The sequence below is a fragment of the Streptomyces sp. NBC_01166 genome (genome assembly GCF_045039765.1).
Classification (GTDB): Bacteria; Actinomycetota; Actinomycetes; order Streptomycetales; family Streptomycetaceae; genus Streptomyces.
In genome coordinates this window covers 1,116,905-1,143,236 of sequence record NZ_CP108613.1, presented here as the reverse complement: position 1 = coordinate 1,143,236, position 26,332 = coordinate 1,116,905, and the positions used below count along the sequence as shown (strand labels likewise).

Annotated in this window: 25 protein-coding genes; 13 read left to right on the top strand and 12 right to left on the bottom strand. The window is 70.3% G+C overall.

Translation table 11 applies throughout. The features are described from left to right. Positions 1-3 precede the first annotated feature (3 nt). The 5 genes from OG379_RS05350 to OG379_RS05330 are packed head-to-tail and all read left to right on the top strand — an operon-like array spanning position 4 to position 5,624. Entirely contained in the window at positions 4-780 is a 777-nt protein-coding gene (locus OG379_RS05350; RefSeq protein WP_405659854.1) for a class I SAM-dependent methyltransferase, read from the top strand. A gap of 56 nt (positions 781-836) precedes the next feature. Next, positions 837-1,097 (top strand): acyl carrier protein, encoded by a 261-nt coding sequence (locus OG379_RS05345; RefSeq protein WP_405659851.1) that lies wholly within the window; start codon positions 837-839, stop codon positions 1,095-1,097. 19 nt (positions 1,098-1,116) lie between these two features. After that, positions 1,117-3,948 carry a beta-ketoacyl synthase N-terminal-like domain-containing protein gene (locus OG379_RS05340; protein ID WP_405659849.1) on the top strand — a complete coding sequence of 944 codons (2,832 nt, stop codon included), beginning with the start codon at positions 1,117-1,119 and terminating at the stop codon, positions 3,946-3,948. Beyond that, positions 3,932-4,954 carry an acyltransferase domain-containing protein gene (locus OG379_RS05335; RefSeq protein WP_405659846.1) on the top strand — a complete coding sequence of 341 codons (1,023 nt, stop codon included), beginning with the start codon at positions 3,932-3,934 and terminating at the stop codon, positions 4,952-4,954. The genes OG379_RS05340 and OG379_RS05335 overlap by 17 nt, the downstream gene beginning before the upstream one ends. Positions 4,955-4,967: 13 nt before the next feature. Next, on the top strand, positions 4,968-5,624 hold the full coding sequence (locus OG379_RS05330) for a 4'-phosphopantetheinyl transferase (RefSeq protein ID WP_405659843.1): 657 nt from the start codon (positions 4,968-4,970) through the stop codon (positions 5,622-5,624). Between the two features lie 25 nt (positions 5,625-5,649). Here the strand turns inward: OG379_RS05330 and OG379_RS05325 are convergent, their stop codons facing one another. The 3 genes from OG379_RS05325 to OG379_RS05315 form a co-directional block, all read right to left on the bottom strand. Continuing rightward, on the bottom strand, positions 5,650-6,063 hold the full coding sequence (locus OG379_RS05325; RefSeq protein ID WP_405659840.1) for a VOC family protein: 414 nt from the start codon (positions 6,061-6,063) through the stop codon (positions 5,650-5,652). Then, on the bottom strand, positions 6,060-7,337 hold the full coding sequence (locus OG379_RS05320; RefSeq protein ID WP_405659838.1) for an erythromycin esterase family protein: 1,278 nt from the start codon (positions 7,335-7,337) through the stop codon (positions 6,060-6,062). Before OG379_RS05320 ends, OG379_RS05325 begins: the two co-directional genes overlap by 4 nt. 116 nt (positions 7,338-7,453) lie before the next feature. Further along, entirely contained in the window at positions 7,454-8,011 is a 558-nt protein-coding gene (locus OG379_RS05315; protein WP_405659835.1) for a DUF3291 domain-containing protein, read from the bottom strand. 549 nt (positions 8,012-8,560) lie between these two features. Here OG379_RS05315 and OG379_RS05310 point away from each other — a divergent pair. Continuing rightward, the gene (locus OG379_RS05310) at positions 8,561-9,139 is read left to right on the top strand and encodes a TetR/AcrR family transcriptional regulator (RefSeq protein WP_405659827.1); all 579 of its coding nucleotides are present in this window, start codon (positions 8,561-8,563) and stop codon (positions 9,137-9,139) included. A gap of 127 nt (positions 9,140-9,266) precedes the next feature. Here OG379_RS05310 and OG379_RS05305 read toward each other — a convergent pair whose 3' ends face one another. The 3 genes from OG379_RS05305 to OG379_RS05295 form a co-directional block, all read right to left on the bottom strand. Then, on the bottom strand, positions 9,267-10,406 hold the full coding sequence (locus OG379_RS05305) for a M20 family metallopeptidase (protein ID WP_405659825.1): 1,140 nt from the start codon (positions 10,404-10,406) through the stop codon (positions 9,267-9,269). An 11-nt stretch (positions 10,407-10,417) separates the two neighbouring features. Continuing rightward, complete coding sequence (locus tag OG379_RS05300) at positions 10,418-11,842, bottom strand: aldehyde dehydrogenase family protein (protein WP_405659823.1); 1,425 nt, start codon at positions 11,840-11,842, stop codon at positions 10,418-10,420. 83 nt (positions 11,843-11,925) lie between these two features. Then, positions 11,926-13,488 carry a GMC family oxidoreductase gene (locus OG379_RS05295; protein WP_405659820.1) on the bottom strand — a complete coding sequence of 521 codons (1,563 nt, stop codon included), beginning with the start codon at positions 13,486-13,488 and terminating at the stop codon, positions 11,926-11,928. A gap of 130 nt (positions 13,489-13,618) precedes the next feature. Between OG379_RS05295 and OG379_RS05290 the strand changes: the two genes are divergently transcribed. Further along, positions 13,619-14,116, top strand: a complete 498-nt coding sequence (locus tag OG379_RS05290) for a GbsR/MarR family transcriptional regulator (RefSeq protein WP_405659818.1) — start codon at positions 13,619-13,621, stop codon at positions 14,114-14,116. A 180-nt stretch (positions 14,117-14,296) separates the two neighbouring features. On the opposite strand, the gene OG379_RS05285 is transcribed toward OG379_RS05290, so the two are convergent. Beyond that, entirely contained in the window at positions 14,297-15,475 is a 1,179-nt protein-coding gene (locus OG379_RS05285; RefSeq protein WP_405659815.1) for an acyl-CoA dehydrogenase family protein, read from the bottom strand. A 21-nt stretch (positions 15,476-15,496) separates the two neighbouring features. Continuing rightward, complete coding sequence (locus tag OG379_RS05280; RefSeq protein ID WP_405659812.1) at positions 15,497-17,086, bottom strand: class I adenylate-forming enzyme family protein; 1,590 nt, start codon at positions 17,084-17,086, stop codon at positions 15,497-15,499. A gap of 177 nt (positions 17,087-17,263) precedes the next feature. Here OG379_RS05280 and OG379_RS05275 point away from each other — a divergent pair, with 177 nt between their 5' ends. Then, entirely contained in the window at positions 17,264-17,860 is a 597-nt protein-coding gene (locus tag OG379_RS05275) for a TetR/AcrR family transcriptional regulator (RefSeq protein WP_393756823.1), read from the top strand. A gap of 170 nt (positions 17,861-18,030) precedes the next feature. On the opposite strand, the gene OG379_RS05270 is transcribed toward OG379_RS05275, so the two are convergent. Next, the gene (locus OG379_RS05270; protein WP_405659810.1) at positions 18,031-19,200 is read right to left on the bottom strand and encodes an MFS transporter; all 1,170 of its coding nucleotides are present in this window, start codon (positions 19,198-19,200) and stop codon (positions 18,031-18,033) included. A gap of 411 nt (positions 19,201-19,611) precedes the next feature. Further along, positions 19,612-19,782, bottom strand: coding sequence for a hypothetical protein (locus tag OG379_RS05265; RefSeq protein ID WP_405659808.1), 171 nt, complete (start codon positions 19,780-19,782; stop codon positions 19,612-19,614). Positions 19,783-19,941: 159 nt separating this feature from the next. Between OG379_RS05265 and OG379_RS05260 the strand changes: the two genes are divergently transcribed. Then, complete coding sequence (locus tag OG379_RS05260) at positions 19,942-20,382, top strand: ATP-binding protein (RefSeq protein ID WP_405659806.1); 441 nt, start codon at positions 19,942-19,944, stop codon at positions 20,380-20,382. A 222-nt stretch (positions 20,383-20,604) separates the two neighbouring features. Here the strand turns inward: OG379_RS05260 and OG379_RS05255 are convergent, their stop codons facing one another. After that, entirely contained in the window at positions 20,605-20,778 is a 174-nt protein-coding gene (locus OG379_RS05255; protein ID WP_393756815.1) for a CsbD family protein, read from the bottom strand. A gap of 380 nt (positions 20,779-21,158) precedes the next feature. On the opposite strand from OG379_RS05255, the gene OG379_RS05250 reads away from it, so the two are divergent. The 4 genes from OG379_RS05250 (at position 21,159) to OG379_RS05235 (ending at position 24,851) form a co-directional block, all read left to right on the top strand. Next, the gene (locus tag OG379_RS05250) at positions 21,159-21,926 is read left to right on the top strand and encodes an SDR family NAD(P)-dependent oxidoreductase (RefSeq protein ID WP_405668417.1); all 768 of its coding nucleotides are present in this window, start codon (positions 21,159-21,161) and stop codon (positions 21,924-21,926) included. A 90-nt stretch (positions 21,927-22,016) separates the two neighbouring features. Then, on the top strand, positions 22,017-23,162 hold the full coding sequence (gene dgoD / locus OG379_RS05245) for a galactonate dehydratase (protein ID WP_393756811.1): 1,146 nt from the start codon (positions 22,017-22,019) through the stop codon (positions 23,160-23,162). A 76-nt stretch (positions 23,163-23,238) separates the two neighbouring features. Next, positions 23,239-23,880, top strand: a complete 642-nt coding sequence (locus tag OG379_RS05240; protein ID WP_405659803.1) for a bifunctional 4-hydroxy-2-oxoglutarate aldolase/2-dehydro-3-deoxy-phosphogluconate aldolase — start codon at positions 23,239-23,241, stop codon at positions 23,878-23,880. Continuing rightward, positions 23,877-24,851, top strand: coding sequence for a sugar kinase (locus tag OG379_RS05235; protein ID WP_405659800.1), 975 nt, complete (start codon positions 23,877-23,879; stop codon positions 24,849-24,851). Before OG379_RS05240 ends, OG379_RS05235 begins: the two co-directional genes overlap by 4 nt. Before the next feature lie 95 nt (positions 24,852-24,946). On the opposite strand, the gene OG379_RS05230 is transcribed toward OG379_RS05235, so the two are convergent. Then, a complete protein-coding gene (locus OG379_RS05230) occupies positions 24,947-26,221 on the bottom strand; it encodes a cellulase-like family protein (protein ID WP_405659798.1) in 1,275 nt (424 codons plus the stop codon). Positions 26,222-26,332: the final 111 nt, after the last annotated feature.

The window sequence follows — 26,332 nt, the reverse complement described above, 5'->3', positions numbered from 1 at the left end:
ACGGTGAGGACCAATCGCGCGGTCGTCGAGCAGTTCGACGCAGGGGCGGAACACTTCGACAACTGGTCGGTCACGAAGGACGAGCGCACGCTCAGGGGGCTCGCGGAGTTCTGCGAGCTCGGGCCGGACGACGACCTGCTGGACGTGGCCTGCGGCACCGGAGCCATGGCGCTGCACGGCGCCCGCCTCGTGCGTACGGTCACGGGCGTGGACATCTCCGAGGGGATGATCGCGGTCGCCCGCCGGAACGCCGCCGGCCGAGGCCTGGACAACGCCTCCTTCGAGTGCCACGACGTGGAAAGGCTCGGCCTGCGGAGCGACCGGTTCTCCGCCGTCGTGTCCCGGTCGGCCTTCCACCACATGGCGCGCTACCAGGACGTGTTCGCCGGGATGGTGCGCTGCTGCCGGCCCGGCGGACTGCTGTGCGTCCAGGACGTCATGGCGTACGGCGACGAGAAGAAGGACCGCTACTTCGAGGAGATGGAACGGCTCATCGACCGGAGCCATCACCTCACCTACGGGAAGCGGGAGTTCTTCGGCCTCTTCAAGGACAACGGCGTCAGGGTCACCGGCCTCTTCGAGTCCGAGTCGCTCCTCGACTTCCATGACTACGTGGAGCACGTCGCGCAGACCGAGGAGAGCCGCGCCCGGATCGGTGGGCTCCTCGCGACCGGACTGGCGGACCCGGACGTCGCCACCGAGTTCACCTGGCACGAGGACCGGCTGATGTGGCGCCGCAAGGTCTGCACCATCCGGGGCCGCAAGGCGGACCGGACGTGATCCCCGCCGTGCCCACCACACCGGAAACACCTCTCAGACGTAAGGAAACCAGGGCGATGGACGCAGTGCGCGGGCAGATCAGGCAGTTCATGGAGGACACCCTCCTGGTGGACTTCGACGGCGAGGTCACGGAGGACACCGACCTCTTCAAGGCAGGAGTCGTCGAATCGCGCGACTACCTGAACATTCTCCGCTTCCTGCAGGAGGACCTGAAGGTCGAGATGACGGACGAGGACCTCTTCATGAACGTGCTCGTGTCCCTCTCGGGGATCACCGAGTTCGTGCACCGGAAGCAGGGTGGCGGCGGGCCGGCCTGAGAGAACGGGGACAGAGGTCATGACACATGTGGATGACGACGCGGAGGGAAGCGGAAGCGTGCGGGCCGAGGAGATCGCCATAGTCGGGGTGAGCCTGCGTTTCCCCGGCGCGGAGTCGATGGACGAGTTCTGGCAGTTGCTGGAGGAAGGCCGCTGTGCGATCGGTGACCTGCCGGCCGACCGGCGGGCGGGCCGGCGCGGCTCCGGGGCCACGGAGCAGGACGGGCCCGCCGTGCGCGGCGGGTTCCTCGCCGACGCCGAGGCCTTCGACGCCGCCTTCTTCAACATCTCGCCACGTGAGGCGATGTTCATGGATCCGCAGCAGCGGCTCGCCATGGAACTCGCCTGGCAGGCCATCGAGGACGCCGGATACCGGGCGTCCGCACTGCAGGGGTCACGCACCGGTGTGTTCATGGGGGTCGCCAACTCCGACTACACCGAGCTGGCCGAGACCCGGCACGGCCCCGTCGACGCGTATCTGCCGACCGGGACCTCGGCTGCGATCATCGCCAACCGGATCTCCTACTGGTTCGACCTGCTCGGGCCCAGCATGACGGTCGACACGGCGTGCGCGAGCTCACTGGTCGCCGTGCAGCAGGCGGTCCGCGCGCTCGAACACGGCGACTGCGAGTACGCCCTGGCCGGCGGCGTGAACCTGTGCTGGTCCAGCCGCAGGTTCGAGGCGCTGAGCCGCAACGGCATGCTCTCCGGTGACGGCCTCTGCAGGGCCTTCGACAGCCAGGCGGACGGATACGTACGGGCCGAGGGCGGAGCGGTGATCCTGCTGAAGCCCCTGGCCACCGCGGTCGCCGACGGGGACGCCGTCCACGCCGTCATCCGCGGCATCGGCACGAATCACGGCGGACGGACGAACTCGCTGACGATCACCAATCCGCAGGCGCACGCCGACCTGGTCAGCAGCGTCTACACACGGGCCGGTGTCGGCCCCGGCACAGTCGGCTACATCGAGGCCCACGGCCCCGGCACACCGCTGGGCGACCCCATCGAGGTGCACGGCCTCAAGACCGCCTTCGGACGCCTGGCCGAGCGGGACGGGGTGGAACTGCCCGCGGGATCCTGCGGACTCGGCTCGGTCAAGTCGAACATCGGCCACCTCGAGTCGGCGGCAGGCATGGCCGGCATGCTGAAGGTCGTGGCGTCGATGAAGCACCGGACCCTGCCGGCCACGCTGCACTTCGCGAAGCTCAACCCGCTCATCAAGCTGGACGGCAGCCCCTTCCACGTCGTGGACCGGGCACAGCCCTGGGAACCGGTCGCGGCGCCCGACAGCTCCGTGCTCCCGCTCCGCGCGGGCGTCAGCTCGTTCGGCTTCGGCGGCAGCAACGCGCACGTACTGCTGGAGGAACACCTGCCCGCCGGGAGCGCTCCGGTCCAGCCCGCCGTCGCCGCCACGCAGCCCCGGCACCTGGTGCCCGTGTCCGCCGGGAGTGCTCAACAACTGCGGTCCATGGCGCGGAACCTGCTCGGCTCCCTCGAGGCCGCGGGCACCGAACCCGGCTCCGACGCCCCGGCGCTGCGGGACATCGCGTACACCCTTCAGACGGGGCGTACCGAGATGACCCACCGCGTAGCCTTCGTCGTCGCCGATCTCGACGAACTCACCACGGACCTGCGGGCGTTCGCCGACGCGGAGGACCTGTCCCCACAGTGCCGGCAGGGAACGGCCGAGGACCGGGCGCAGCTGGCGGTGCTGGCCGGGGACGAGGACGCCGCCGCGATGGTGCGGAGCTGGGGCGCCAAGGGGAAGCTGGAGAAGATCGCCGAGCTGTGGACGCTCGGCGGACCCGTCGAATGGGACGGGCTGCACACCGACGGCGAGGCGCGGCGCGTCCACCTGCCGGCCTACGTCTTCCAGCGGCGCCGGTACTGGCTGCCGGCGACGCAGCCGGACGAGGCGGACACCACGGCGCCGGCCGCTGCCGGGCGCGCCGTCGTGCCCCCGGTCGCCGAGGCCGCCACGGTGGAGCCGCCGCCCGCAGTGCCCGTGACAACCGCACCCGACCCGGAGCCGACGACGGGCGCCCGGCTCGCCGTGCTCTCGGCGTACCCCCGGCCGGGGGAAGGGCCCAGGCCGGCCGTGCCCAAACCGCGCGGGATCGGACTGAGGGTACTGCCCGCGCCGTCAGCTCCGACGCCGGTCACCGCGCCGCCCGCACCGCGTAGGACCGATGCCGCGGATCTGGAGCGGCAGCTCGCGGACAGCCTCGCCGAGGTGCTCTATCTGGAACAGGAGGAGGTCGGCATCGACCGCAAATTCATCGACGTCGGCCTCGACTCGATCGTCGCCGTGGAGTGGATCCGCGTCGTCAACGCCCGATTCGAGGTATCCCTGGGGACGGCCGACGTGTACGAGTTCTCGACGATCCGGGAGCTCGCCGCCGAACTGGCCGCCACCACGGCACAGCCCGTATCCGACGGCGGAGACCGGGGCCCGGTGGCCGCAGGGCGCCCGGCCACCGCGACGGAGACGCGGGACGCTCCGGCGGACCCGTCCTCGCTGGTATCGGAGCTGACGGAGACCCTTGCGGACGTGCTGTACGTCCCGCGCGAAGAACTGGGGGCCGACGACCCGTTCATGGACGTCGGTCTGGACTCCATCATCGCCGTGGAGTGGATGCGCGCGGTCAACGACCGTTACGGCACCGACCTGCCGGTTGCCGACATCTACGAGTACCCCACCCTCCGCAAGTTCGCCGGCCACCTCGCGGGAAGGATGGCGCGACAACAGGACGACCCGGAGATCGAGGAGGTGCTCCGCCGCGTGATGGCCGGGAGCCTGGATCTCGAACAGGCCGAGCGGATGCTGGAATCGCATGCCGGTGCCGCGTGACACCGGCGCCCCGCAGGCCCCGCTCCGCTCCGGCGGTGAGCGGGGCCCGCGGGGACTGCCCACCGTCTTCATGTTCTCGGGTCAGGGATCGCAGTACCACCACATGGGGCGCGAGCTGTTCGAGGCGGACGCCGTCTTCCGCGCCGCACTGCTCCGGTACGACGCCGTGGTCGTCGATGAGTCGGGCTCGTCCGTCCTGGACCGGGTCTTCGACCCGGCCAGGCGGAAGACGGACCCGTTCACCGATACCCGGTTCACGCATCCGGCGATCGTCATGTTCCAGCTGGCGCTCGCCGAGGCGGTACGGGCCGCCGGAATCCCCGTACGCTCCGTGCTCGGTTCGAGCCTGGGGGAGTACGCGGCCGCCGCGGTGGCCGGAGCCATCGAACCGGCGGACTGTCTGCGCCTGCTGGTGCGCCAGGCCGCGCTGGTGCACGCCCGGGTTCCCGGTGGGATGCTCGCCGTCCTCGCCGACATGACGGTCTTCGACGACGCGCCGGCGCTGCACGGCACCGACGTGGCCGCGCGGAACTACCCGGGGCACCTGGTCGTCGCCGGCAGGACGGACGTACTCGACCGCGCGGCCGCACAACTGCGTGCCGCCGGCGTGCTCCACCAGCCTGTGCCGGTGGAGCACGGGTTCCACTCGTACCTCATGGACGACGTGCGGGAGACGTTCCACGACTGCTTCGAGGGTGTGACGCTGACCGCGCCCGTCATCCCCTGGTACTCGTGCGTGGACGGCCGTCCGGTCACGCGCCCCACCGCCGGACACTTCTGGCGGGTGGCCCGCCGGCCGATCGAGTTCGAGAGCACCATGCGGGCCATGCAGGAACGCGGAGACTTCCTTTACCTCGATCTCGGTCCGTCGGGGACCCTCCAAGGTTTCGCGCGCAACAATCTGGCCGAGGGTACCCGTTCACGGGCGCTCGGACTGCTGAGCCCCTTCGGCGGGGGCCGGGACGCCCTCGCGAAGGCCCGTGCGGCCCTCGGCGGACCGGGATGAGCCGGGTGGGACGTTGATCGAGGAACTGCTGCCGCCCGGCGTCCGGTCCGCCGAGGCGTTCGACGACTCCGTCGAGGCGCCGCTCCTCCCCGGGGAGAGCGAGGCCGTCTCCGGCGCGACGCAACGGCGCCGCCGCGAGTACGCCACGGTGCGACGCTGCGCGCGAGCGGCGCTGGCGGAGCTGGGCGTGGGGCCGACGGCACTGGTCCCGGACGCGTACGGTGCTCCGCGCTGGCCGCAGGCGATCGTGGGGAGCATGACTCACTGCCCCGGCTACCGTGCGGCGGCCGTCGCCCCGTCGGACCTCGTGCGCGCTGTCGGCGTGGACGCCGAGCCCGACGAGCCGTTGCCCGCCGTCATCGACCAGATCGCCGACGCCGCCGAGCGGCGCCACATCGAGGACCTGCGGACCCGTGCTGACCCGGTCCATTGGGACCGGCTTCTCTTCTGCTGCAAGGAAGCGGTCTACAAGGCGTGGTTCCCGCTCACCGGGCGCTGGCTCGGGTTCCACGACGCCGTGGTCACGATCGACCCGGACCGCAACACGTTCCGCGCGCGGCTGCGGCCGTCCCGTCCCGCGCGGACGGACGACGAACCGGCCGTCTTCTCCGGACGCTGGCTGGCACGCGACGGCCTGCTGCTGGCAGCGATAGCGGACGACCCGGTGTGATCAACTCCAGGACGATTAATGCCGGCTATGCGGTGGGCGTCGTGTGGGTGGGAGGTGCCAGGCTGCGCAGGACGTCGAATTCGTTGCCCTCGGGGTCGGCCATGACCGTCCAATTGCGGGCGGGGCCCTGGCCCACGTCCACCGTGGTGGCGCCGAGGCTGAGCAGTCTGGCGACTTCGTCGTCGGTTCCGGCGTCGATGGGGCTCACGTCGAGGTGGAGCCGGTTCTTCACGGTTTTTCCCTCGGGCACCTTGATGAACACCAGCGTTGGCGTCATCTGGCCGCCCCGGACAGCTTCGACGGTCGGCTCCCAGGAGCCGATCTCGACCTTCCCCTCGCTCCGGTCGAGCACGGTGAAGTCCAGGACTTCGCACCAGAAGGCAGCGAGCCGCTGCGGATCATGGCAATCGAAGACCAATTCGGTGAACCTGCTGGTCATGGCTTCTCCAGGTCGGTGGTGGTGGAGGCGGGTGTGCTGAGGATGCCGTCGAACGCGTCGATGACCGGGGTGTGCTGGTAGATCCCCTGCATACGGATGCGGTCAGGGGTGCGGAGATTCTCGGCCCGGGCCTGACGAAGACCGGCGACGGCGAGTCCGAGGCCGGTCTCGGCGAAGGCCGCTTCGATGCTTCCCGGCACGGGTGGCTCCAGCGGGGTGTCGTGGACGCTGAATCCGAAGGGAGCGCTCTCGTCACGACGCATGTCGGCGGTGTGGCCGGTGACGCTGGTCAGGCCGAGGGCGAAGTACGAGTCACCCAGGGCGTGGTGCAGGTGCTGCCCCATGGGGAGCCCTGTGAGGTGGCCGTCGAAGGCGATCGGCGTCCTCTGGATGTGGGCGTTGTGCGCCATCAGTACGACGCGGGCCGTGGGTTCGAGCCGGTTCAGGTGCCACAGAAGTGACTCCGCCATGTAGCGGTCGCGGGCGGAGGTGTCGGCCGTGAGACCCTCTCCGGCGAAGAGGGCGGCCATGGCGCGGAAGGTGTAGTCGCCGTGACAGGCGGCCTCCAGGCACCGCAGGGCGGTGTCGTAGCTGTGACGGTCTCCGCGGGAGACGTACAGCGGTTCCAGGGAACGGAATCGGATGAGCAGCCGCGCCAGGAGCGCGCTGAGGGTGTCCTGGTCGGTGGTGGTCAGACGCGCCCATGCGGGTGCGGCCACGGCTGCCGAGTCACCGGCGAAGGACGCGGCGATCGTGGTCGCGCTCCGGACCGTCGGCAGGGTTTCCGGGTCGATGTGGCGGAGGTAGTCGGCGACCGGGGCCAAGGCGGGGAGCAGCGACCCGCCGGCCGCCGGGATGTCGACTCCTGCGAAGCGGACCGGTTCCGCGGCGGTGCGGTTGTGGCGGCGGATGAAGCGCAGCGGATCGTGGAGTCCGATGGGCACCGCGGTTGCCAGGAGCGCGGAGAGGTCGTCGTCCGCTCCCGTGCCTCGGGTCCAGGCGTCGAGGGGTATGGCTTCGCAGAAGCCGTACTCGAAGGCCAGGACGGTGAAGCCGCAGCGTTCGACGAGGAACCGCAGGACGCGTTGGCGCATCGCGGCGAACTCGTCGATGAAGTGGGAGTGTTCGCCGAGGGCGACCACTCGGGCGCCGTCGAGCATGTCGCGCAGCGGTTCCAGGTCGTCCAGGGGCGCTGACGGGGCGAGGTGGCCCAGCGGGGTGGCATGGCTGTGGAGCCAGTCGGTGAAGGAGGTCCGATCGGTGGTGGCGGGCATGGCGGCGGCTCATTTCCGAGAGGTGAGGGCGAGCGCGGGGGCGGTGGATCACGGGTGCGGGAGGGAGCTGTGACGGTTGCGCACGGGAAGCGAATCCAGTCGTTCGGGCTTCCCTGTCAGCGAACCTGGTCGCTCTTCGGCCCGATGCCTTTGACCCTGGTCGAAGTCCCCTCTGGGGCGAACGGGTGGTGGAAGGTGAAGGCGTGCGGCGCGGCGCCGTGGTCGTGGAGGTGCTCCAGCCTGGAGACCCCGTCGCGCCAGGTGGGTATCACGCCGTCGGAGACCCACCAGCAGACGTGACCCGGGTGTCCAGTCCTCTCGAACCAGTCGTGACGCCTGTTCAGCGCCTCACGGTGCAGACCGGTGTAGACCGCGTCGAAGGCGGGGCGCAGGTCGGTCCAGAGTGAGAGTGTCGCGGCCAGGGCGGTGGTTTCCACCGTACGGCCCTTGCCGTACCAGGTCGGTACGGCGAAGTCTCCCCATGCTCCCCAGTCCGCCTCGAAGAGCATGCCCTGGTCACCGTCTGCCGCTTCAGCACGAGCGAGGTACCCGGGGTGCTGACTGATCTTCCCGTAGACGGCCTCACCAATGTCGTAGAACTCGCGCGTGAGAGGTGCGGGATCGACGAGAGGTGACTTCAGGACGCCGAACGTGTACAGCGCCAGTTGGGGCATGCGTCTCTCCTTGATCGGGGGTGCCCGGTGCGGGTCCGGTTCGGTGGTTTACGCACGGGGCGAGGATTCTTATGGCCTGACCGACTCATCCCGTCGCGGGTGGCACAGCCGTAGGAACTCCTGCGCGACCGTGGGCGATCGCCGAAGACCAGGTGAAGGTAGCTGTCTATGCGGGCCATGTCGAAGTTGCGTTTTCCCTGCCCAAGTGGCCTCCTGTACCGGGCATTCCGGGGTCCGGGGCGGTGACGGGCGCGGCGAGCTGGGGGGGTATGGTCCGCCCGCCGTGCCCGTCCGCACCCCCTGTCCGACAGCCCCGAGTGCCACCGAACGCGTGCGGTTGAAGAAGGCTCCGATGCGGCGCACAGGCGCCGCGGTTCGTCGGTCGGCATCCGGCCCGCCGAGCCCGCACCCGCCATGATCCCGTCAGTGTCCACACACCCACCCCTCCGAAGGAACGGCACGTGCCGTGCCGTTCCGGCTGAAGCGTGCCGGGATGATGCCATCCTGTCAAGCACGGCACGTGCCGTGCCGTTCCGTTACTGTGGGAACATGACCAACGCCCGTCGTAGCGGCCCCGACCTGACCAAAGCCATCATGCGGACCACGCTCGATCTGGGGCAGGAACTCGGCTACGCCAAGCTCAGCATCGAAGCCATCGCTGCCCGGGCCGGCGTCGGCAAGCACACCATCTATCGCCGATGGCCCTCCAAGGGCGCCCTGCTGCTCGACTCACTGCTGTCGCTCGCCGAGTCAGCGCTGGACTACCCCGACACGGCTGATGTCGTCGCAGACCTGCGCAAGCAGATCTACGAGACCGTCGATCTCCTGGCCACCGCACCGCTCCGCCCCCTCTTCCAGGCTCTGGTCGGCGAGGCCCAGTTCGACCCCGGCGTAGCCGGCGCGCTCAATGAGCGGTTCATCGCCCCACAGGCGGCCAAGACCGTCGCACGCCTCCAGGCGGCACGAGAACAGGGCCAACTGGCGTCCGACTTCGACCTGGACCTGGCGATGGCGGTCCTCTCCGGCCCCCTGTACTTCCGCCTGCTGATCACACAGGAACCACTGACCCACGCATACGTCGACCGAATTCTCGACGCCCTCTTCGCCGGGATGGGACCACGGCCGTGACGTGAACCGGTTACCGGCGCCGGTCCCTACCGACAACCCGCGCCGGGCGATCGTACGGACGGGCACTTCGCTGGAGCCGGGCTGCCGTGGTCACACACCCTGCTGACCCTGGACTTCCGGTCGTGTGTCACAAGCGGCCCGTTCGGGAGGCCGCGGCGAGGTCTGCGGCGGTCCAGGCCATGGCGACGGCGCCGTCGATGACGGCGCGGTCCGCGGCCGGAGTGATGCACGCGGCGGTGAACTCGGGCTGGTGGTTGACGGCGGGTGCGCAGTCCAGTCCGAGCATGGGGTGGATGGTGGGCACGACGTGGGAGACGTTGCCCATGTCGGTCGCGGCTCCGACGGCTGCGCCGCCGGGCAGGTCCGCGAAGGTCCGGCCGAGTGCCTCCGCGTTGGTCCGGTACAGCGCCAGCAGCCGGGGGTCGGGCCGCAGGTCGGCGTAGTCGGGGCCGGCCGGGGCGATCGACAGTTCACAGCCGGTCGCGAGTGCCCCGGCCTCGAAGCAGCGCTGTACCCGTGCCCTGAGCGGTGTCAGCGTCGACAGTGTGTCCGAGCGGACGACCCATCGGCCCCGGCTGGCCTCCGGGATGATGTTCGCCGCGGTGCCGGCCTCGGTGACGATGCCCTGGATGCGGTCCCCGCCCGCGGTCTGCTGGCGCATCAGCCCGATGGCCACCTGGGCGACGGTCATGGCGTCGGCGGCGTTGACGCCACGTTCGGGATAGGCGCCCGCATGCGCGGGCGTGCCGCGGTAGGACACGTCGAACATGGAGACCGCCGAGCCGGGCATGGCATCCATCTCGGCGGCCGCTGGATGCACCATCATGGCGGCGTCGAGCCCGTCGAAGGCTCCGCGTTCGAGCATCAGTACTTTGCCGCCGCCTCCTTCCTCGGCCGGTGTCCCGAGGACGGTGAGCGTGATCCCGAGGTCGTCGGCGAGGCCTGCCAGCCCGAGGCCGGCGCCCACCGCGGCGGCAGCGATCACGTTGTGTCCGCAGGCGTGGCCGATTTCGGGCAGCGCGTCGTACTCCGCGCAGACCGCGATGTGCAGCGGCCCGGAGCCCACGGTGGCGCGGACCGCGGTGGGCAGGCCGTAGCAGCCGTGTTCGACCTCGAAGCCGGCCTCGCTCAGGTGCTGGGCGACCCAGTCACTGGCTCGGACCTCCTGGAAGGCGAGTTCCGGGTGGGCGTGGATCCGGTGGGACAGATCCACCAGTCCGCGTTCCGCGGTCCGGATCCGCCGCTCGATGATGCTCTTGGGAGCCACCGGTACGGTCCTCATGACGCCGGCCGCGAGGCGATGTGGACGGTGGCCGGCCGGGTGGCGGCGTCATAGGCCGCGGTCGAGCCCGTGGCTCCCATGCCGCTGTCGCCGGCGGGTTCGTAGAGGCGTTCGGGGCCACCGCCCTGCCACTGGTTGATCCAGACGACACCTGCGGGGATCCGGGCGGCAGCGGCGATGTGGTCGGGGTCGTCGGTGTAGACCGTCGCGGCGAGGCCGAAGCGGGACCGGGAGGCCCGCTCGAGACCCTCCTCGAAGGAGGAGACGACCACGACGGGGGCGAGCGGGCCGAAGGTCTCCTCGCTCATCGCCAGCATCGACTCGTCGACGCCGGTCAGGACCGTGGCCGGGTAGAAGAAGCCCTTGCCGTCCGGATCGGTCCCTCCCGCGCGGATCGTCGCACCTCGCTCGACCGCGTCGGCGACGTGCCGCCGGACGATGTCGCGCTGACGCCCGTCGACCAGCGGGCCCATCATGACGCCTTCGTCGTGACCGTCGCCCATGGTGTACGACCGCGCCGCCTGCACCAGGGCGTCGATGAACTCGTCCGCGATCTCCTGGTGCACGTAGATACGTTCCATGGACGTGCAGATCTGCCCGGTGTTGATGAAGGCGCCGAACGCGACGGCGGCGGCCGTCGCTGCGGGGTCGACTCCCGAGTCGATGACGACCGGGTCCTTGCCGCCGAGTTCGAGCACCGCGCGGTGCAACAGCCTGCCGGTACCCGCTCCGACTTCTCGGCCGGCCTCGACGGACCCCGTGAAGTGCACGAGCCGGATCTGCTCGTGCTCGGCCAGAGGCACTCCGGCCCGCGCATCGCCGAGGACCAGGTTCACCACCCCCGGCGGCAGGTTCAGCAGCTCGAAGAGCCTCACGGCCGACAGAGGGGAGCGCTCCGAGGGCTTGACGACGACGGTGTTGCCGGCTGCCAGGAGGGGGCCGAGCGCGCCGAGAACCATGGGAACCGGGAAGTTCCAGGGCGTGATCACCGCGGTGGCCCCCAGCGGGTGCCGCAGGATCCTCGTCGCGCTGCCGTCCGCGTGGCTGACCGTCTCCTCGAAGCCGTACGACAGCGCCTGGGCCGCCGCGGCCTTGAGGCCCGCCACGGCACCGTCGATGAAGGTGCGTCCGATCCCGACCGGCTTGCCCATCTCCCGGCACTCGAGTTCGGCGAGTTCATCGGCGTGCTCGGCGATGGTGTCCGCCCAGGTGGAGAGCTGCGCGACACGCTCGGACACGGGCAGCGCGGCCCATGCGGGCTGTGCCCGCACCGCCGCGGCTACCGCGCGGTCGATGTCGCCCCCGCAGCCACCGGGAGCGCGGGCGACGACGTCCTCGGTGGCGGGGTCGACGACATCGAGCAGCGCGTCGTCCAGGGAGTCCTCCCACATGCCGCCGACAAGGTTCTGCAAGGTTTTCATCGGGAGATCTCCTCCGTGGACGGAGCGGGGGCGTGACACCGACAGGGCCCGGCCCGCTGAAAGAATCGGCAAGCGGGGTCAGGTCAGGCGATCCGGTCGGCCATGAGCTCACCGACCATGATCGTGGCGAGATTGGTGTTGGCGCGCGGCACGGCCGGAAAGACCGAGGCGTCGACCACGTGCAGGCCGTCCACGCCGAGGACGCGGCACTCGCTGTCGACGACCGTGCCGGGGTCGCCGGCCGCGCCCATGCGGCAGGTGCTGGTCCCGTGCTGCGCGTCCACGACCGTGGTCAGCAAGTAGTCGTCGAGCCCGGCGTCGCTCTCCAGCACGCGGAACAGAGCCGCGTTCTCCTTCTCGAGCGAGCCGGCTGTGATCTCCGCGACCTCGGGCCGGCGGGCCATGTCGACCAGCGTCCGTACACCGTGGCGCATGCGGGCGAGGTCCCTCTCGTCGGAGAGCATCCGCTGCCGCACCAGCGGCTGGTCGGAGGGGTCGGCCGAGGCCAGCGTCAGCGCCCCGCGGGAGTGGTTCTGGTTCAGCCAAACCCCGAAGGCTCCCGAGCTGGTGCCGGTCGAGGCGGTGGCCATGGCCAGCACGTTCTGGTTGAGCGCGACGAACATCAAGTCGTTCTGCGGGGCGTCCGCTCCGCTGGTCCATCGGACGCAGACGTTGGTGTGCCGATCGTGCGGTGTTCTGACCGCTGCCGCATCCTTCAGCGGGATCGACACCAGAGCCATCGGGTGGTCCTGCATGCCGAGCCCCACCGGAAGGTCGTGGCGGACGTCGATGCCCACAGAACGCAGGTGCGCCGCGGGGCCGATGCCCGAGCGCATGAGGATCGCGGGGGAGTGGATCACACCGGCACTGAGGACGACCGTGTCGGCCCGCTCGGTCACCACCTGCCCGCCGACGAGCAGCCGGACTCCCACAGCCCGGCCGCCGGCGAGGACCACCCGTTCCACGAGTGCGTCCCCGCGGATGGTGAGCGTGCTCAGCTCCCGTGCCGTCTCCAGGTACGCGTCGTTGACCGTCACCCGCCGGCCATGACGCGAATTGATCGGGTACGGCGAGACCCCGGTTGTCGAAGGCGCGTTGACGTCAGGGGCCCAGCCGAACCCGGCCGCCAGAGCGGAACGGGCCAGCGCGGTGTCCACAGCGCCCCACCGGTCCTGCGGCATCCGATGGACCGGCGTGGGCCCACCACGCCCGTGGTAGGGCTCGTCGCCGAACTCCGTGTCGTCCTCCAGCTTCGCGAAGTACGGCAGGACATCCTCCGGTGACCACCCCGAACAGCCGAGGGCCGCCCAGTCGTCGAAGTCCGCCATCGGCGGCCGGATCGCGATCTGCCCGTTGACCGACGAGCTGCCACCGGCCCCCCGGCCGCGCCAGTAGGGAGCCTGCTGCTGCCTGTCGGTGCGGGAGGACATGAGGCCCGTCCACAGCAGCCCCTCGGCCGCTGCGGGATCCATCAGGGCGACCACCGGGTTGGGTGAGCGCCACGCCTCGTGCATCTGTGCCGACCGGTAATCGGGGCCCGCCTCCAGCAGCAGGACCCGCTTGCCCTTCTCCGCCGAGCGGACCGCGTACGCCGCGCCCGCCGATCCCGCCCCCACCACGATGACGTCCCAGCTGCCGCTCGTCATATCTCGTCTCCCGCCGTAGGGTGATCGCTCGTGGCCCCGGAGGTCCGCAGGCTTGCCCGGTACTCTCCACTCGGGCGCATGGTTCAGTCAATACTGAACGTTCACTTTATTCTGATTCTTGGAGGCCTCGGTGTCCCAGGCGGCCGAGGGCAGCAACGCTGACGCCCACGAAGTACTCGTCGAGGAGTTCGGCATGCATGTCGGCCGGGCGATGGGCTGGCCGCCGATGGCCGGCCGGGCGGCCGGCCTGTTGATGCTGAGCGAGAAACCGATGACCCTCGCCGAACTGCAGGAGGCCCTTGACGCGAGCAAGGGGTCGGTCTCGGAGATGACGCGGCTGCTCGTCACCAACGGCACCGTGGAGCGCTACAAAGAGGCAGGACAGCGGCATTTCGTCTTCCGCTGGAGGGAGGACGCCTGGGCCGGGTGCCTGCAGCACATCGTCTCTTCGACCGCCCAACTGCGCGAGCTCGCCGAACAGGCGCAGCTGCGAGGCGCCAGGATGACGGCAGTGCAGCAGCACCGGCTCGGCGAGATGCAGGAGTACTACCGCTTCATGGTGAGCCGTCTCGAGTCCATGCTGTCGGAGTACACCGCCGCGCGGGAATCCCGCAGGACGCAGCCGTAGCAGGCGGCCGGTTCGGAATGGCTACGGCGTGTCCGAGGCGGGTGGAACCGGCCGGTCGCCGAAGGTGACCGGCCTTCTTCCTGCTGGACGGCCGATGTGCCCGTCCGCCACGTCACCGCGTAGCAGCAGGGCGGCCGGTGCCGGTTCGGTCTCGTCCTGCTGCGGGAGCTGACCGCGTCCTCAGGCAAGCGTGACCAGGGACCTCGCGATGCCGTTGCGCTGGATCTCGGAGGTACCGGTCAGGACGCGGAACATGCGCATCTTGCGGAAGAGGTACTCGATCTCGTTGCCCTGGGTGAGCCCCTCCTTACCGTGGATCTGGACGGCCTGGTCGAGGATGCGGAAGGCCGATTCGGCGACGAACAGTTTGCACATGAACGCTTCCGCCCGGACGTCGGCTCCGCCGTCCAGGGCGACCAGAGCGGCGTAGGTCATCGAACGGGCCGCGTAGAGATCCGTAGCCATGTCGGCCAGCTTGTGCTGGATCGACTGCAGTTCCATGAGGGGCCGGCCGCCGGCGGCCTTGCGGGTCAGGGCGCGGTCGCGGGTGAGCTGGAGGGCGCGGCGGGCGGCGCCGATGGCGGTGGGGCAGTGCAGCAGCCGGTTGCTCGTCACCCGGCCCAGCGCGATCTTCAGCCCCTGGCCTTCTCCGCCCAGCAGGTTGGCCGCCGGGACATGACAGTCCGTCAGGATGATGTCGCTCTCGATGTGCTCGCCGGACATCGGGGTGGCACCCTCCACCACACGGCAACCGGGGCTGTCCAGGTCGACCAGGAACGCGGAGAAGGAGTCCTCCGTACCGGCCGTCCTCGCCACCACGATCGCGAAATCGGCGAAGGGCCCCGCCGAGCTGAACACCTTGTGGCCGGTCAGCCGGTACCCGTCCCCGTCCGGTACGGCGGTGGTGGTCATGGACCGTACGTCGGATCCGGCGTCGGCCTCGGTCAGGGAGAAACAACAGGCGCGTTCACCGCGTACGAGAGGAAGCAGATAGGTCGTGAGCTGGTGCTCCGTGGCGTGCTTCAGGATGTCCCCTGCCCGGAGCGGTCCGCCCATGTCGCCGAGCACCGAGTGGCCGAGGACTCGTCCGCTGGCGCCGATCTCCTCCTTGAGTGCGGCGAGCTGGACGTTGCTGATGGCCTGGCCCCCGTACTGCGCCGGCAACTGGATGCCGTAGAAGCCGAGTTCGCGACTGCGCTGCCAGACGGGTTCGAGATCGGCACGGGTGAGCCGGGTGTCGCGTGTGATACCCCGCTCGCGTTCGTAGTCGGCGAGTTCGCCCTCCAGGTAGGTGCGCAGACGGTCGACGAGTCCGGCGAGGTGCGGGTCCTCGTATGCGGGGCGGAACGAGAAGGTCATGTGCGGTCTCTCCTGAGGGGTTCAGTGCACGCGGCGGTCGGCGCCCGCCCAGAAGGGCTCGCGCACGGCCTTGCGGTCGAGCTTGCCGTTGCGGTTGTGGGGGAGCGCGGCCACGAACTCGACCGAGCTCGGCTTCTTGAACCGGTCCAGGCGCGTGGCGCAGAAGTCGGCCAGTTCCTGCTCACCGACGTGCTGCCCGGGGCGGGTCACGACGACGGCCTTGACGGCCTCGCCCCATTTCTCGTCGGGCACACCGACCACACAGGCCTCCAGTACGGCGGGGTGCTCGTACAGGGCGGTCTCCACCTCGGTGCTGTAGATGTTGAAGCCGCCGGAGATGATCATGTCCTTCTTCCGGTCGACCAGGAACAGATAGCCGTCCTCGCGCATCCAGGCCAGGTCGCCGGTGTGCACCCAGCCGTCGCGGAAGGTCTCCGCCGACAGGTCGGGGGCGTGCCAGTACTCGCGTACGCAGTCGGGGCCGCGCACGATGACCTCTCCGATCCCGCGAGGCGGCAGTTCGTCCCCACGTCCGTCGACGACACGGACCTCGGAGTCGTAGGCGGGGCGCCCGCACGACCGGAGGAGTTCTTCGTCGTCGGTCACCGCCCGCAGGATGTCGGCGCTCGAGAGGCCGGCCACCACGCTGGTGGTCTCCGCCAGCCCGTACCCCTGGGCGACGACCGGCCCGAACAGGGCGACGGCGTCGCGCAGCCGCTGGGGGGACACCGGGGCCCCGCCGATACGGACGCTCGTGAGACTCGACAGATCGCGCTCCGCCGCACCCGGGTGGGCCAGCACCATGTTGAGCATGGCCGGCACGAGGAACGTGGAGGTGATCCGCTCCCGCTCGACGAGATCGAAGAAGGCCTCCGCGCTCCACGCCGGCAGGATGTGAGTGGTCGCGCCACCGAACACACCGGCGAGCAGCACCATGCCGGTGGCGTGGGTGATGGGCCCGCAGGCCAGGTAACGGGTGGCGGGGCCGGGCCGGGATTCCTCGCTCATCAGCGTCTTCCGCATGTTCGCGAGGCGGTTGCCGAACGTCTGCACCGCCGCTTTGAGAGCGCCGGTCGAACCCGAGGTGAAATTGAGTACGGCCGGGTCGTGTTCAGAGGTCTCGACGGCCACGACTCCGGTGTCGCCCTCGGCCAGCAGGTCGGCGTACGGGACCGTCTGAGGCCCGGTCCTCGGCCTGTCGTCGGCAATGGCGTCGGCGGCGGAGTCGAGCAGCACGGGCAGGCAGCCGGTGCCCGCGGCCTCGACAGCGGCCAGGGCGTCCACCCGATGCGCGGCGTCGAACACCAGAACACGGACGGGAGCGTCCCGCAGGATGTGCTCGATCTCGGCGCGGCCCAGCCGGGCGTTGACCGGCACACGGATCAGCCCTGCCTTGTACAGCGCGAACTCGACCTCCACGAGTTCGGCACGGTTCCAGGCGAGTGAGGCCACTGCGTCGCCGGGACGCAGCCCGCGCCGCAGTAGCGCGGAGCCGAGCCGATTGGCGGCGGTCTCCAGCCGGCCGTAGGACCAGATCTGGTCCCCGCACACCAGCGCGGGGTGAGCAGGCCGGTGGCGGGCGCTGCGTGTGAGGTACGTACCGAGGTTCATCGGGAGGCTCCTGGGACCGGTCACATGTGAGGGACGCACATCGGCAAGGCTTTATCGACGGGTTGCAAGTTTTGAGACAGTCTGTTCAGTAACGGGTGGAGAGTCAAGGCTTCCGTACACTGAGCTGTCGCACCCCCGGCAGGGGGCCCGGGCGCGGCAAGGGAAAGAGGGACGGCTTTGGCCGAGGACAGGCGCGTTCGCAAGACGCGCAAGGCGCTGCGTGACGCCTTGGTGGAACTCGTGCTCGAGCGGGGGTTCACCGCCCTGAGCGTCGAGGACATCACCCAGCGGGCGGACGTGGGCCGCGCGACCTTCTACAGCCACTTCCGCGACAAGGACGAGCTCTTCGCCCGGGTGACCGCGGACCTCCTGGCCGAACTCGACGTCCGGCTGCGACCTGCGGTGCAGGACAGTGCGGTGGGCTTCACGGGTAAACCGATCCTGCAGATGCTGCGCCACGCGCACGACGAGCGTGACCTCTATCGGATCGTGCTGCGCGGGGAGGGGGACGGCAAGCCTCTGCGGATGTTCACGGAAGCTTGTGCCCGCGTTGCCGCGCAGGAGTTCCGTGGCCGCTCCGAACGTAACGCGGTCGAACCGAGAATCGACTCCGAGGTGCTGGCCAGGGCCTGGGTGGGTGAGCAGGTCGGAGTCCTGCAGTGGTGGGTGGAGCAGGACGCGCCCCCCATGCCGGCCGAGGAGGTCGTGCGCATGCTGCTCGACCTCGCCCTGCGCGGCCGCTATTGGGCCACGGGCTTCGACTCGCCCGCCTGAGGTGTCGGAGCGGGTGCTGCTGCGGGATTCAGCCGCCGGGCGTCCCGCTCCGGGCGGATGGTTGCGATCGCCAGCAGTCCGCACACAGCCATGACGCCTGCGGACAGCAGGAACGACACGGTGTAACCGGCCGTCTCCGTGGCCGCGTTGTCGACGAGATGCCCGGTCAGTTAGGGAACGAACAGGCCCGGCAGGGTTCCCGAAGCGGCCACGACGCCGAACACGGCGCCACGGCGGCCGTCGGGAACGACCGTCGCCGTGGTGACGTAGTGTAGCGGAAGGGCGACCGCGTGACAGCCGAACGCCACCGCGATCAGCGTGAGTTGCACCGGCGCTCCGCCGGCGAAGGGCAGCAGGGCCAGTGCGCACCCCGCGACCAGGACCGCCGTGCCCTGCGGGATGCCATCCGCGCGCCTGCTGGACACGCCGCGGCGCTTGAGGCGGTCGACATAGGCGGGCACGGACAGCAGGAGCACCAGGCTCACCACCGAGACCCCACTGACGACGGTGGAGGCGCCGGTCGCGGTCATGTCCATCTCCGTCTGCAGATAGACCGGCAGCCACGCGCTGGAGAGCGCCAGTGCCCAGTGGGACCCGAAGGCGCTGAGGATTCCGCCCGTCACGGTGCCGTTCGTCAGCAGGGCCCTCAGGGGAGGTGCTGCCGCGCGCAGCGGACGGCCCTCGCCTCCGGACGGCTTCCGCTCCTCTCCGCCGAAGGGCCCGTCCTGACCCACGAAAGGCCAGACCAGGCACCACGCGACACTGACGAGCATGAGAGCCACGAATGCCGAACGCCAGCCGTGGTCCACGATGAGCCAGGTGAGCAGCGGGGCGGAGACGGCGGTCCCGAGCGCGGCGCCACCGATCTGCAGCGCGGACGGCAGGCCTCGCCGGCCGGTCGGGAACCACTTGTAGAGCGCGTGCATGGACATGGAGGCGGCAGGGCCCTCCGCCATGCCGAGCAGGACGCGCCCGGCGATCAGCGAGGGCACGGCGGCGACCAGCAGGACCGGGAGCTGGGCGACGGCCCAGAGCGCGGCCATGGCGAGGAGCAGGGCACGGCTGGAGATCCTTGACGAGAAGAAGCCGACGACGAGCCCGGACAGGCTGAACAAGAGGTAGAAGGAGCTGGAGATCAGTCCGTACGTGCTCTTGCCGATACCCAGTTCCTCCATCAGCGGCACCGCCGCGAGACCGAGGACGGCCTTGTCGGCGTAGCTGATCATCATGAAGACCACGATCATCACGAGGATCACCCACGCCCGGCGGTCGGTGCGGCGGGGGACGTGCTCAGGGCGAGGCGAAGATTCGACGGGCGCGGTGTCGACGGAGCGTGGCACGGGACTCCTTTGGCGCGTAACCGAACAACATGTCTACTAACATGCTGTTAGTTCGGCAACGTAAACGTCCCGGGCCGGAAGGTCAACGGTTCTGACGTCGCTGCAATACCGCCGCAACACCTCCGGCCCGGCGGCATGCACTCGGGCTCGTGCGGCCATGTGTGTCAGGTGGTGCCTTCGGTCACCGGCACGACGACTCGGGTACTCGTCGTCGTCGCGGGAGGTGCGACGCCGGGCCGGCCCTCACACCCATCAGCCGCAGTGGCTACGGGCTTCGAGGGGATCGGCACGTCAGGGGTCACATGACGGAGCAGCCCTGGTCCGGAATTGACTCGGGACCAGGGCTGCTGCGTGGCGCGGGGGAGGGAGCTCGATGAGCGGCCGGCCCACGCCGGGCTCTCGTGGATGTCGTCAGCGTCTGCGGGAGGGGCGGCCCGCTCCGATTCCCGCGACGTGGAGGGCGAGAAGTGTCAGGCCCAGAAGCATGACGTTCACGGAGGAGAAGACTTCGTTGGTGGCGATGTCCGCCGCGTTGATCAGGAAAGCGATGGCGAACAGGACGGCTGCGGCTATGCCGAGCATGGGTGCTCCTCTCGAAGGGTGTGAGGTGCGTGTGCCCGGACATCCCGCGGACAGACCCCCGCTTCGGCGTCGGGACACGCCGGCCGGACCGCTCGGGTTCTAGGGGTGTACATCGAGGGCGGGGGTAGGTGGTGAGGAGAGCCGAGTGAGGGAGAGTCGATGGCGAAGGACACGTCGCTGCGTGCGATGGGGTGGGCGCAGTCGTTTCCGGCGGCGCAAGGGGTGCGGGCCGGCCGCCGGTGGACACGGGAGCACCTGGCGTCCCTGGAGTGGACCCAGGACGCACCCGAGACGGTGGACGCGATCCTGCTCAGCGTCTCCGAGCTGATCACCAACGCGCACGTTCATGCGCACAGTGACGCCCAGCTGGTTCTCACCTGGGACAGCCACTGCCTGCACGTCAGTGTCCACGACTCCGATTCCCTGCTTCCCGCCAAGCAGCCCGAAGATCTCACGACGACCGGGGGGCGCGGAATGGCCATCGTCGACGCGCTCGCCGACGGCTGGGCCACGCATCCGCAGGCCTCGGGCAAGACTGTCACCGCCTGCTTCGTGCCGCCGGGCGCTCCGAAACCCCAGCACGGCGGGGACGTCAGCTGAACTCCGGGCGGCAGCGCCCCTGCTTCGTGCCGCCGGGCGCTCCGAAACCCCAGCACGGCGGGGACGTCAGCTGAACTCCGGGCGGCAGCGCCCCGGAACGGGAGGAACGGCGTTCTGGGCCGACCCGGCACGCCCCACGCCTCGTGACGGCCGACATGCGTGTGGCCCGGCACGGCCGGGCCACACACATCGCGGAGTGAGCGCGTCGCGCTCGCGCGGGAGTCAGTGCTTGAAAGCGTCCTTCGCCTTCTCCTTGGCCTGGCGGGCGTCGCCCTTGGTCTGGTCGGCCCGGCCTTCGGCGGTGAGGCGTTCGTTCCCGACCGCGCGGCCCGCGGCCTCCTTGACCTTGCCCTTGGCCTGCTCGGTCTTCGCCTGGGTCTTCTCATCGGCAGCCATGTCATTCACACCTTGCTCTGATCGGCGTCAGGAACACTTCTCGTGTGACCGGTAGCAGCACGCGCAAACATGGCGACGGCGGCCGTGTTCCCGGCGGCCGTTGTCACGCGTCACCGAATCGGGTACTTCGACGAACGTCGGGAGCACCAGATGGAGCATTGAGATGTCGCTGCAGCCGAGGACCGGCTCGGGGTCAGAAGTGGCCACCTTTCAACCGGGCGCGCGATTCGCGTGACGACAGCGTGAGTGGTCGCGAGGCCGGTGTGCTCCGACGACTGCGTCGGTGCGAACACTGCGGGGTCCCTTGGCGGGAACCGATAATTAATATTTAATGCTATGGATCTGTCAGTCTGGCGTACCTGGAGACCGTCGTGGACCATCTGCATCCGTCCCGCCACGGGCGCTTCGACGGGCGTTGCGTCCTGGTGACCGGCGGTGCATCCGGCATCGGCGCCGCCACGGCCCGGCGGCTGGCCTCCGAGGGCGCCGGCGTCCTGCTCGCCGACATCGATGCGCACGCCGGTCAGCAGGTCGCCGAAGGTATCCGTGAGGCCGGCGGCCGTGCGCTCTTCCAGCACTGCGACGTGTCCGAGGAATCCTCGTGGCGGTCGGCGGTTCATGCCGCTCGTGAGGCGTTCGGCCCCGTCCACTCGTTGGTGAGCAACGCCTGCACCGTGCGGATCGGATCGGCCGACGTGATCGGCGTGGCGGAGTGGAACCGCCAGCTCGCGGTCTCGCTCACCGGCTCCTACCTGGGCTTCCGTGCCTGCCTCGACGATCTGCGTACCACCGGCGGTAGCGCTGTCCTGGTCTCGTCGGTCCACGCGCTCGTGGGGCTGCCCGGGCGCCCCGCGTACGCCGCGGCCAAGGCCGGTCTGACGGGGCTGGCCCGACAGCTCGCCGTGGAGTACGGAGGGCAGGTCCGCGTCAACTCCGTCCTGCCCGGGCCGGTGCTCACCCAGGCGTGGTCGGACATCGGTGAGGAAGACCGGCGGGTCGCGGCCGAGGAGACCGCCGCAAAGAGGCTCGGCCGGCCGGAGGAGATCGCGTCGACGATCTCCTTTCTCCTCAGTGACGACGCGTCCTTCATGACAGGCGCCTCATTGGTGGTGGACGGCGGGTGGAGCGTCATGAAGAACTCATCCTGAACGGCAGTCCTCCGGAGCCTTGTCGCGCTCCTGAACCATCCGGCCTCATCCGACGCCGCGCTGCCCGCGGCCATCTCCTGGAGCACCTTCTTGAAGATCGCACGCGTCGAGACCTTCGCCGTACCGCCCCGCTGGCTCTTCTGTCGCGTGGAGACCGACGACGGCGTCGTCGGCTGGGGCGAGCCGGTCGTCGAGGGACGAGCGGCGACAGTGCGCACTGCCGTCCACGAGCTCGCCGAACTCCTCATCGGCAAGGACCCGATGCGCATCGAGGACCACTGGCAGGTCATGACGAAGGGCTCCTTCTACCGAGGGGGCCCCGTCCTTTCGAGCGCGGTGGCCGGGCTCGACCAGGCGTTGTGGGACATCGCCGGCAAGACGCTGGGGGTGCCCGTCCACGTACTCCTGGGCGGGCCGGTCCGCGAGCGGGTGCGGGCCTACAGCTGGGTGGGCGGAGACGAGCCGGGGGAGATCGCCGACGCCGTCCAGGCACAGGTGGAGGCAGGGTTCACCGCGGTGAAGATGAACGCCTCCGGCAGGATGAACCGGATCGCGAGCACCCGTGACATCGACGCCGTCGTCCAGCGCGCCGCGACGGCCCGCGAGGTCCTCGGTCCGGACCGCGACTTCGCCCTGGACTTCCACGGCCGGTTCAACATGGCGAACTCCCGCCGGGTCCTGCCGTACCTCGCGCCGCTGAATCCCCTGTTCGTCGAGGAACCCCTGCTGCCCGAGCACACCCACCTGCTGCGGGATGTCGTCGAGGCGACACCGATCCCCGTGGCCACGGGCGAACGGCTCTTCTCGCGGACCGACGCGCTGCCCGCGCTCCAGGCCGGTATCGCGGTTCTGCAGCCGGACCTCTCGCACGCCGGCGGTATCTCGGAGGTGCGCCGAATCGCGGCCCTGGCGGAGACCTTCGACGTACTGGTGGCCCCGCACTGCCCGCTGGGGCCCCTCTCCCTCGCGGCGAGCCTCCAGATCGCGTTCTCCGTACCCAACTTCCTCATCCAGGAACAGAGCATCGGCATCCACTACAACACGGGGGCCGAGGTCCTCGACTACGTCGTCGACCGAGAGGTGTTCCGCTTCGACGAAGGACACCTGAACCGGCCCACCCGGCCGGGACTGGGGATCGAGGTCGATGAGAGAGTCGTACGGGCGGCCGATGGAAACACACCGGACTGGCGTGGTCCGGTCTGGCGCCACCCGGACGGTTCCTTCGCCGAGTGGTGAGCGGCCGTACGCCGTCCTGCCCGCCGCACCGCCCGACGTACACCTCCTGTCACACCTCACGGAGCAGTAAGCCCACATGGAAACAGACGATTTCACCACCCGGCTGCGCCGCGACCGCCTCGTCGCGATCGTGCGGGGCCGCGATGCCGAAGCCTCGTTGCGTACGGTTCTGACCCTCGCGGAGGAGGGCATCGGGCTCATCGAGGTCTCCCTGAACACGGCCGACGCCCTCACGGTCATCTCCCGGGCGGCGAGCGCCGTCGACTCGTCCGTCGCGATCGGGGCGGGGACCGTCGTCACCGCTGACGACGCCCGGCGTGCCCAGGAAGCCGGCGCGACCTGGATCGTCACTCCCGCGCTGGGCGGCGGGTTCGAGGAGGCCGTGGCCCGGCGCCTGCCCGTGCTGGCGGGCGCGCTGACCCCTTCCGAGGCGGTCGCGGTGAGCACCGGAGGCGCGAGCGCGGTCAAGCTGTTCCCCGCCTCGCTGGGCGGCCCCGCGTATCTTCGCGCCCTGCGCGACCCCTTCCCCGACCTGCCGTTCGTACCGGTCGGCGGCGTGGACGCACACGCGGCCGCGGAGTACTTCGAGGCGGGGGCCGTCGCCGTGGGTGTGGGCAGCCCGCTCGCCGGTGACGCCCCCCACGGCGGCGACCTGGCCGACCTGCGGAAGCGGGCGAAGGACTTCCTGGGCGTCTGCCGTTCGGAGGCGCGCTCGTGAGCATCCCGGCCGTGGACGTCCTCACCTTCGGTGAGGCCATGCTCTCGTTGCAGACCGAGGGGCCGCTGAGCGCGGGCGGTACGGCGCGGACGACGGTGGCGGGGGCCGAGTTCAACGTCGCCGTGGGCCTGGCGCGGCTCGGCCACCGCGTCTCGTGGGCCGGACGCACCGGCAGGGACGAACCGGGCCGGGTCATCCTTCGCACCTTGCGTGGCGAGGGGGTCGTGACCAGCCACGCCACGACGGACCCGGAGGCGCCGACCGGCGCCATGCTCAGGGAGCGCCGCGTCGCCGACCTGGCACGCGTGCACTACTGGCGCTCAGGCTCCGCCGCCTCCCGCCAGCGGCCCGAGGACCTGGCGCCGGCCCTGGAGGCGGGGGCCCGCATCCTGCACCTGACCGGCATCACCTGCGCACTCGGCGACGGTCCTCTGGCCGCGGTGCGGTCCGCTGCCGCATACGCCGCCGAGCACGGCTGGACGGTCTCCCTCGACGTCAACCACCGCACGCGGCTGTGGAGCCAGGAGGCCGCCGCAACGGCGCTGCACCCGCTGCTTCCCTACGTGGATGCCGTGATCGCGTCCGACGACGAACTCCCCCTCTTGTGCACGGACCCCGGGGCGGCCGCCGACAGGACGGAAGCCGACCTGGTCGCGGAACTCTTCGAGGCGGGGATCGGTGAGGTGGCCGTCAAGCGTGGCGCGGACGGCGCCGACCTGTACCTCCCCGGGGCGGCCCCGGTGCACGCGGCCGCCCGCCCGGTTCCGGTCACCGACACCGTCGGCGCGGGTGACGCGTTCTGTGCCGGATATCTGTCCGGACTGCTCGACGGTCTCGACCCGCTCGCCAGGCTCCACCGTGCCACCACCACCGCGGCCTTCGGCGTCGCCTCGGACGGCGACTGGGAAGGGCTGCCCCACCGTGACGAACTGGGCCTGCTCGACGCCACCCCCGGCAGCGCCGTCCGCTGATCCTGCCCTGGCATCGAGGGCCGGGTGACCAGCAAGGAACACCCGTGCGGGCCGTGCCCCGGAGAACAGGGGGCACGGCCCACGACGACCTGGAGTCAGACGGCTCGTCCACCCAGCAAGGCGTTGCATTCCCGCTGGAGGCGGATGTCCCCCCACATGGGGTGCTGCGGGGCGGCGTTGGAGCACACGACGGATCCGCGTGCTCCGGCCCGGGCGGCTTCGGTGACCGCGCGCCGGCAGAACGCCGCGCCGACCGGGCCCTCTTCGAAGGTGCCGTGCAGCGGCGTGTATCCGATCCAGCCCTCGCCGAGGACGAAGGGCACACCGGTCTCCGCGGCCCAGTCGGCGGCGGCCGCGATCCAGATGCCGAGCTTCGCTTCCATCGCGGCGCGGTGGACTGCGTAGCGGTCGTAGAGCCAGGCGTCGAAGAGGTCCGGGTCGCACCAGTCGTGGAGGTAGACCTCGCGCAGGCCGACGACGGTCGCTTCGAGGCGCCACCGGTCCTCCTCCGGTGGCGCCCACTCCTCCAGGGCGGGTGCTCCGGGGCGCAGGAGCTCCCTCGCGGCGCGTTCCTGGGGGAAGGGCCGGGAGGGGTCCCGCAGGGCGTAGATGTGGAGGAGCTCGTCGAGGACGCCGTAGACGTACGGGTGGAACACGGCTACGTCGATGTCGCGGGGGATGCCTCGCATGGAACCCACGGGCACCTCGGCGTAGTTGACGGTGACCGGCCGGCCGGGGTGCCGCTCGCGGAACCGGGCCAGGCCACGTTCCAGCCGGGGGCGCAGGGCCACCACGGTGTCGTCACCGGTGAGTCCTTCGGCCAGGCGGCCCGCCTGGACCTCGTTGTGGAGCTCGGTGAAGGCGATCCGGTCGTCCAGGCCGTCGTGGGCCGCGAGGAAGTCGATGAGGTCGGCCAGCGCGTCGGCGAGCGCCTCCGCCCGCCGCTCGGGCTCGATCGCCATGATCGCGTCGAACCAGGCCCGGTCACCGGCGAAGGCGGGTGACTGCTGGTACTCCCAGCTGGACAGGATGACGAAGCAGTCGTGCCGTCGGGCCGCCTCGAACAGAGCGAGCAGATGGGCACGCGCGTCGATCTCGGTGGTGCCGCGTACGTCGTACCAGCGCACCCGCTGCCCGTACTCACCGCCGAGGGGGCCGAGCCGGAGGCCGGTGGTGTCGAGCCCGGTGCCGAACAGCAGCAGCGGCATGGCGCAGACGCGGACGGTGTTGTAGCCGCGCTCGACCGCTTCGGCGAAGGCGCGGTCGAGGTCGGCGAAGGGCTCGCCGGGACCGGTACGCGTGTACCAGGTGAAGTCCCACAGGGAGATGGTGAGGGTGGCGGGAAGGTGGTCCGGCAGCGCGGTGGGCATGGTGGAGAAGCCTTCCGTGGGTCGGAGGTAGCGGGTGTGTCGCCGTCGGCGATCGCTTGACCGGTCATCCGGAGACCGCCCGCGCCGCGGAGCAGGGCTCTGCCTCCGAGG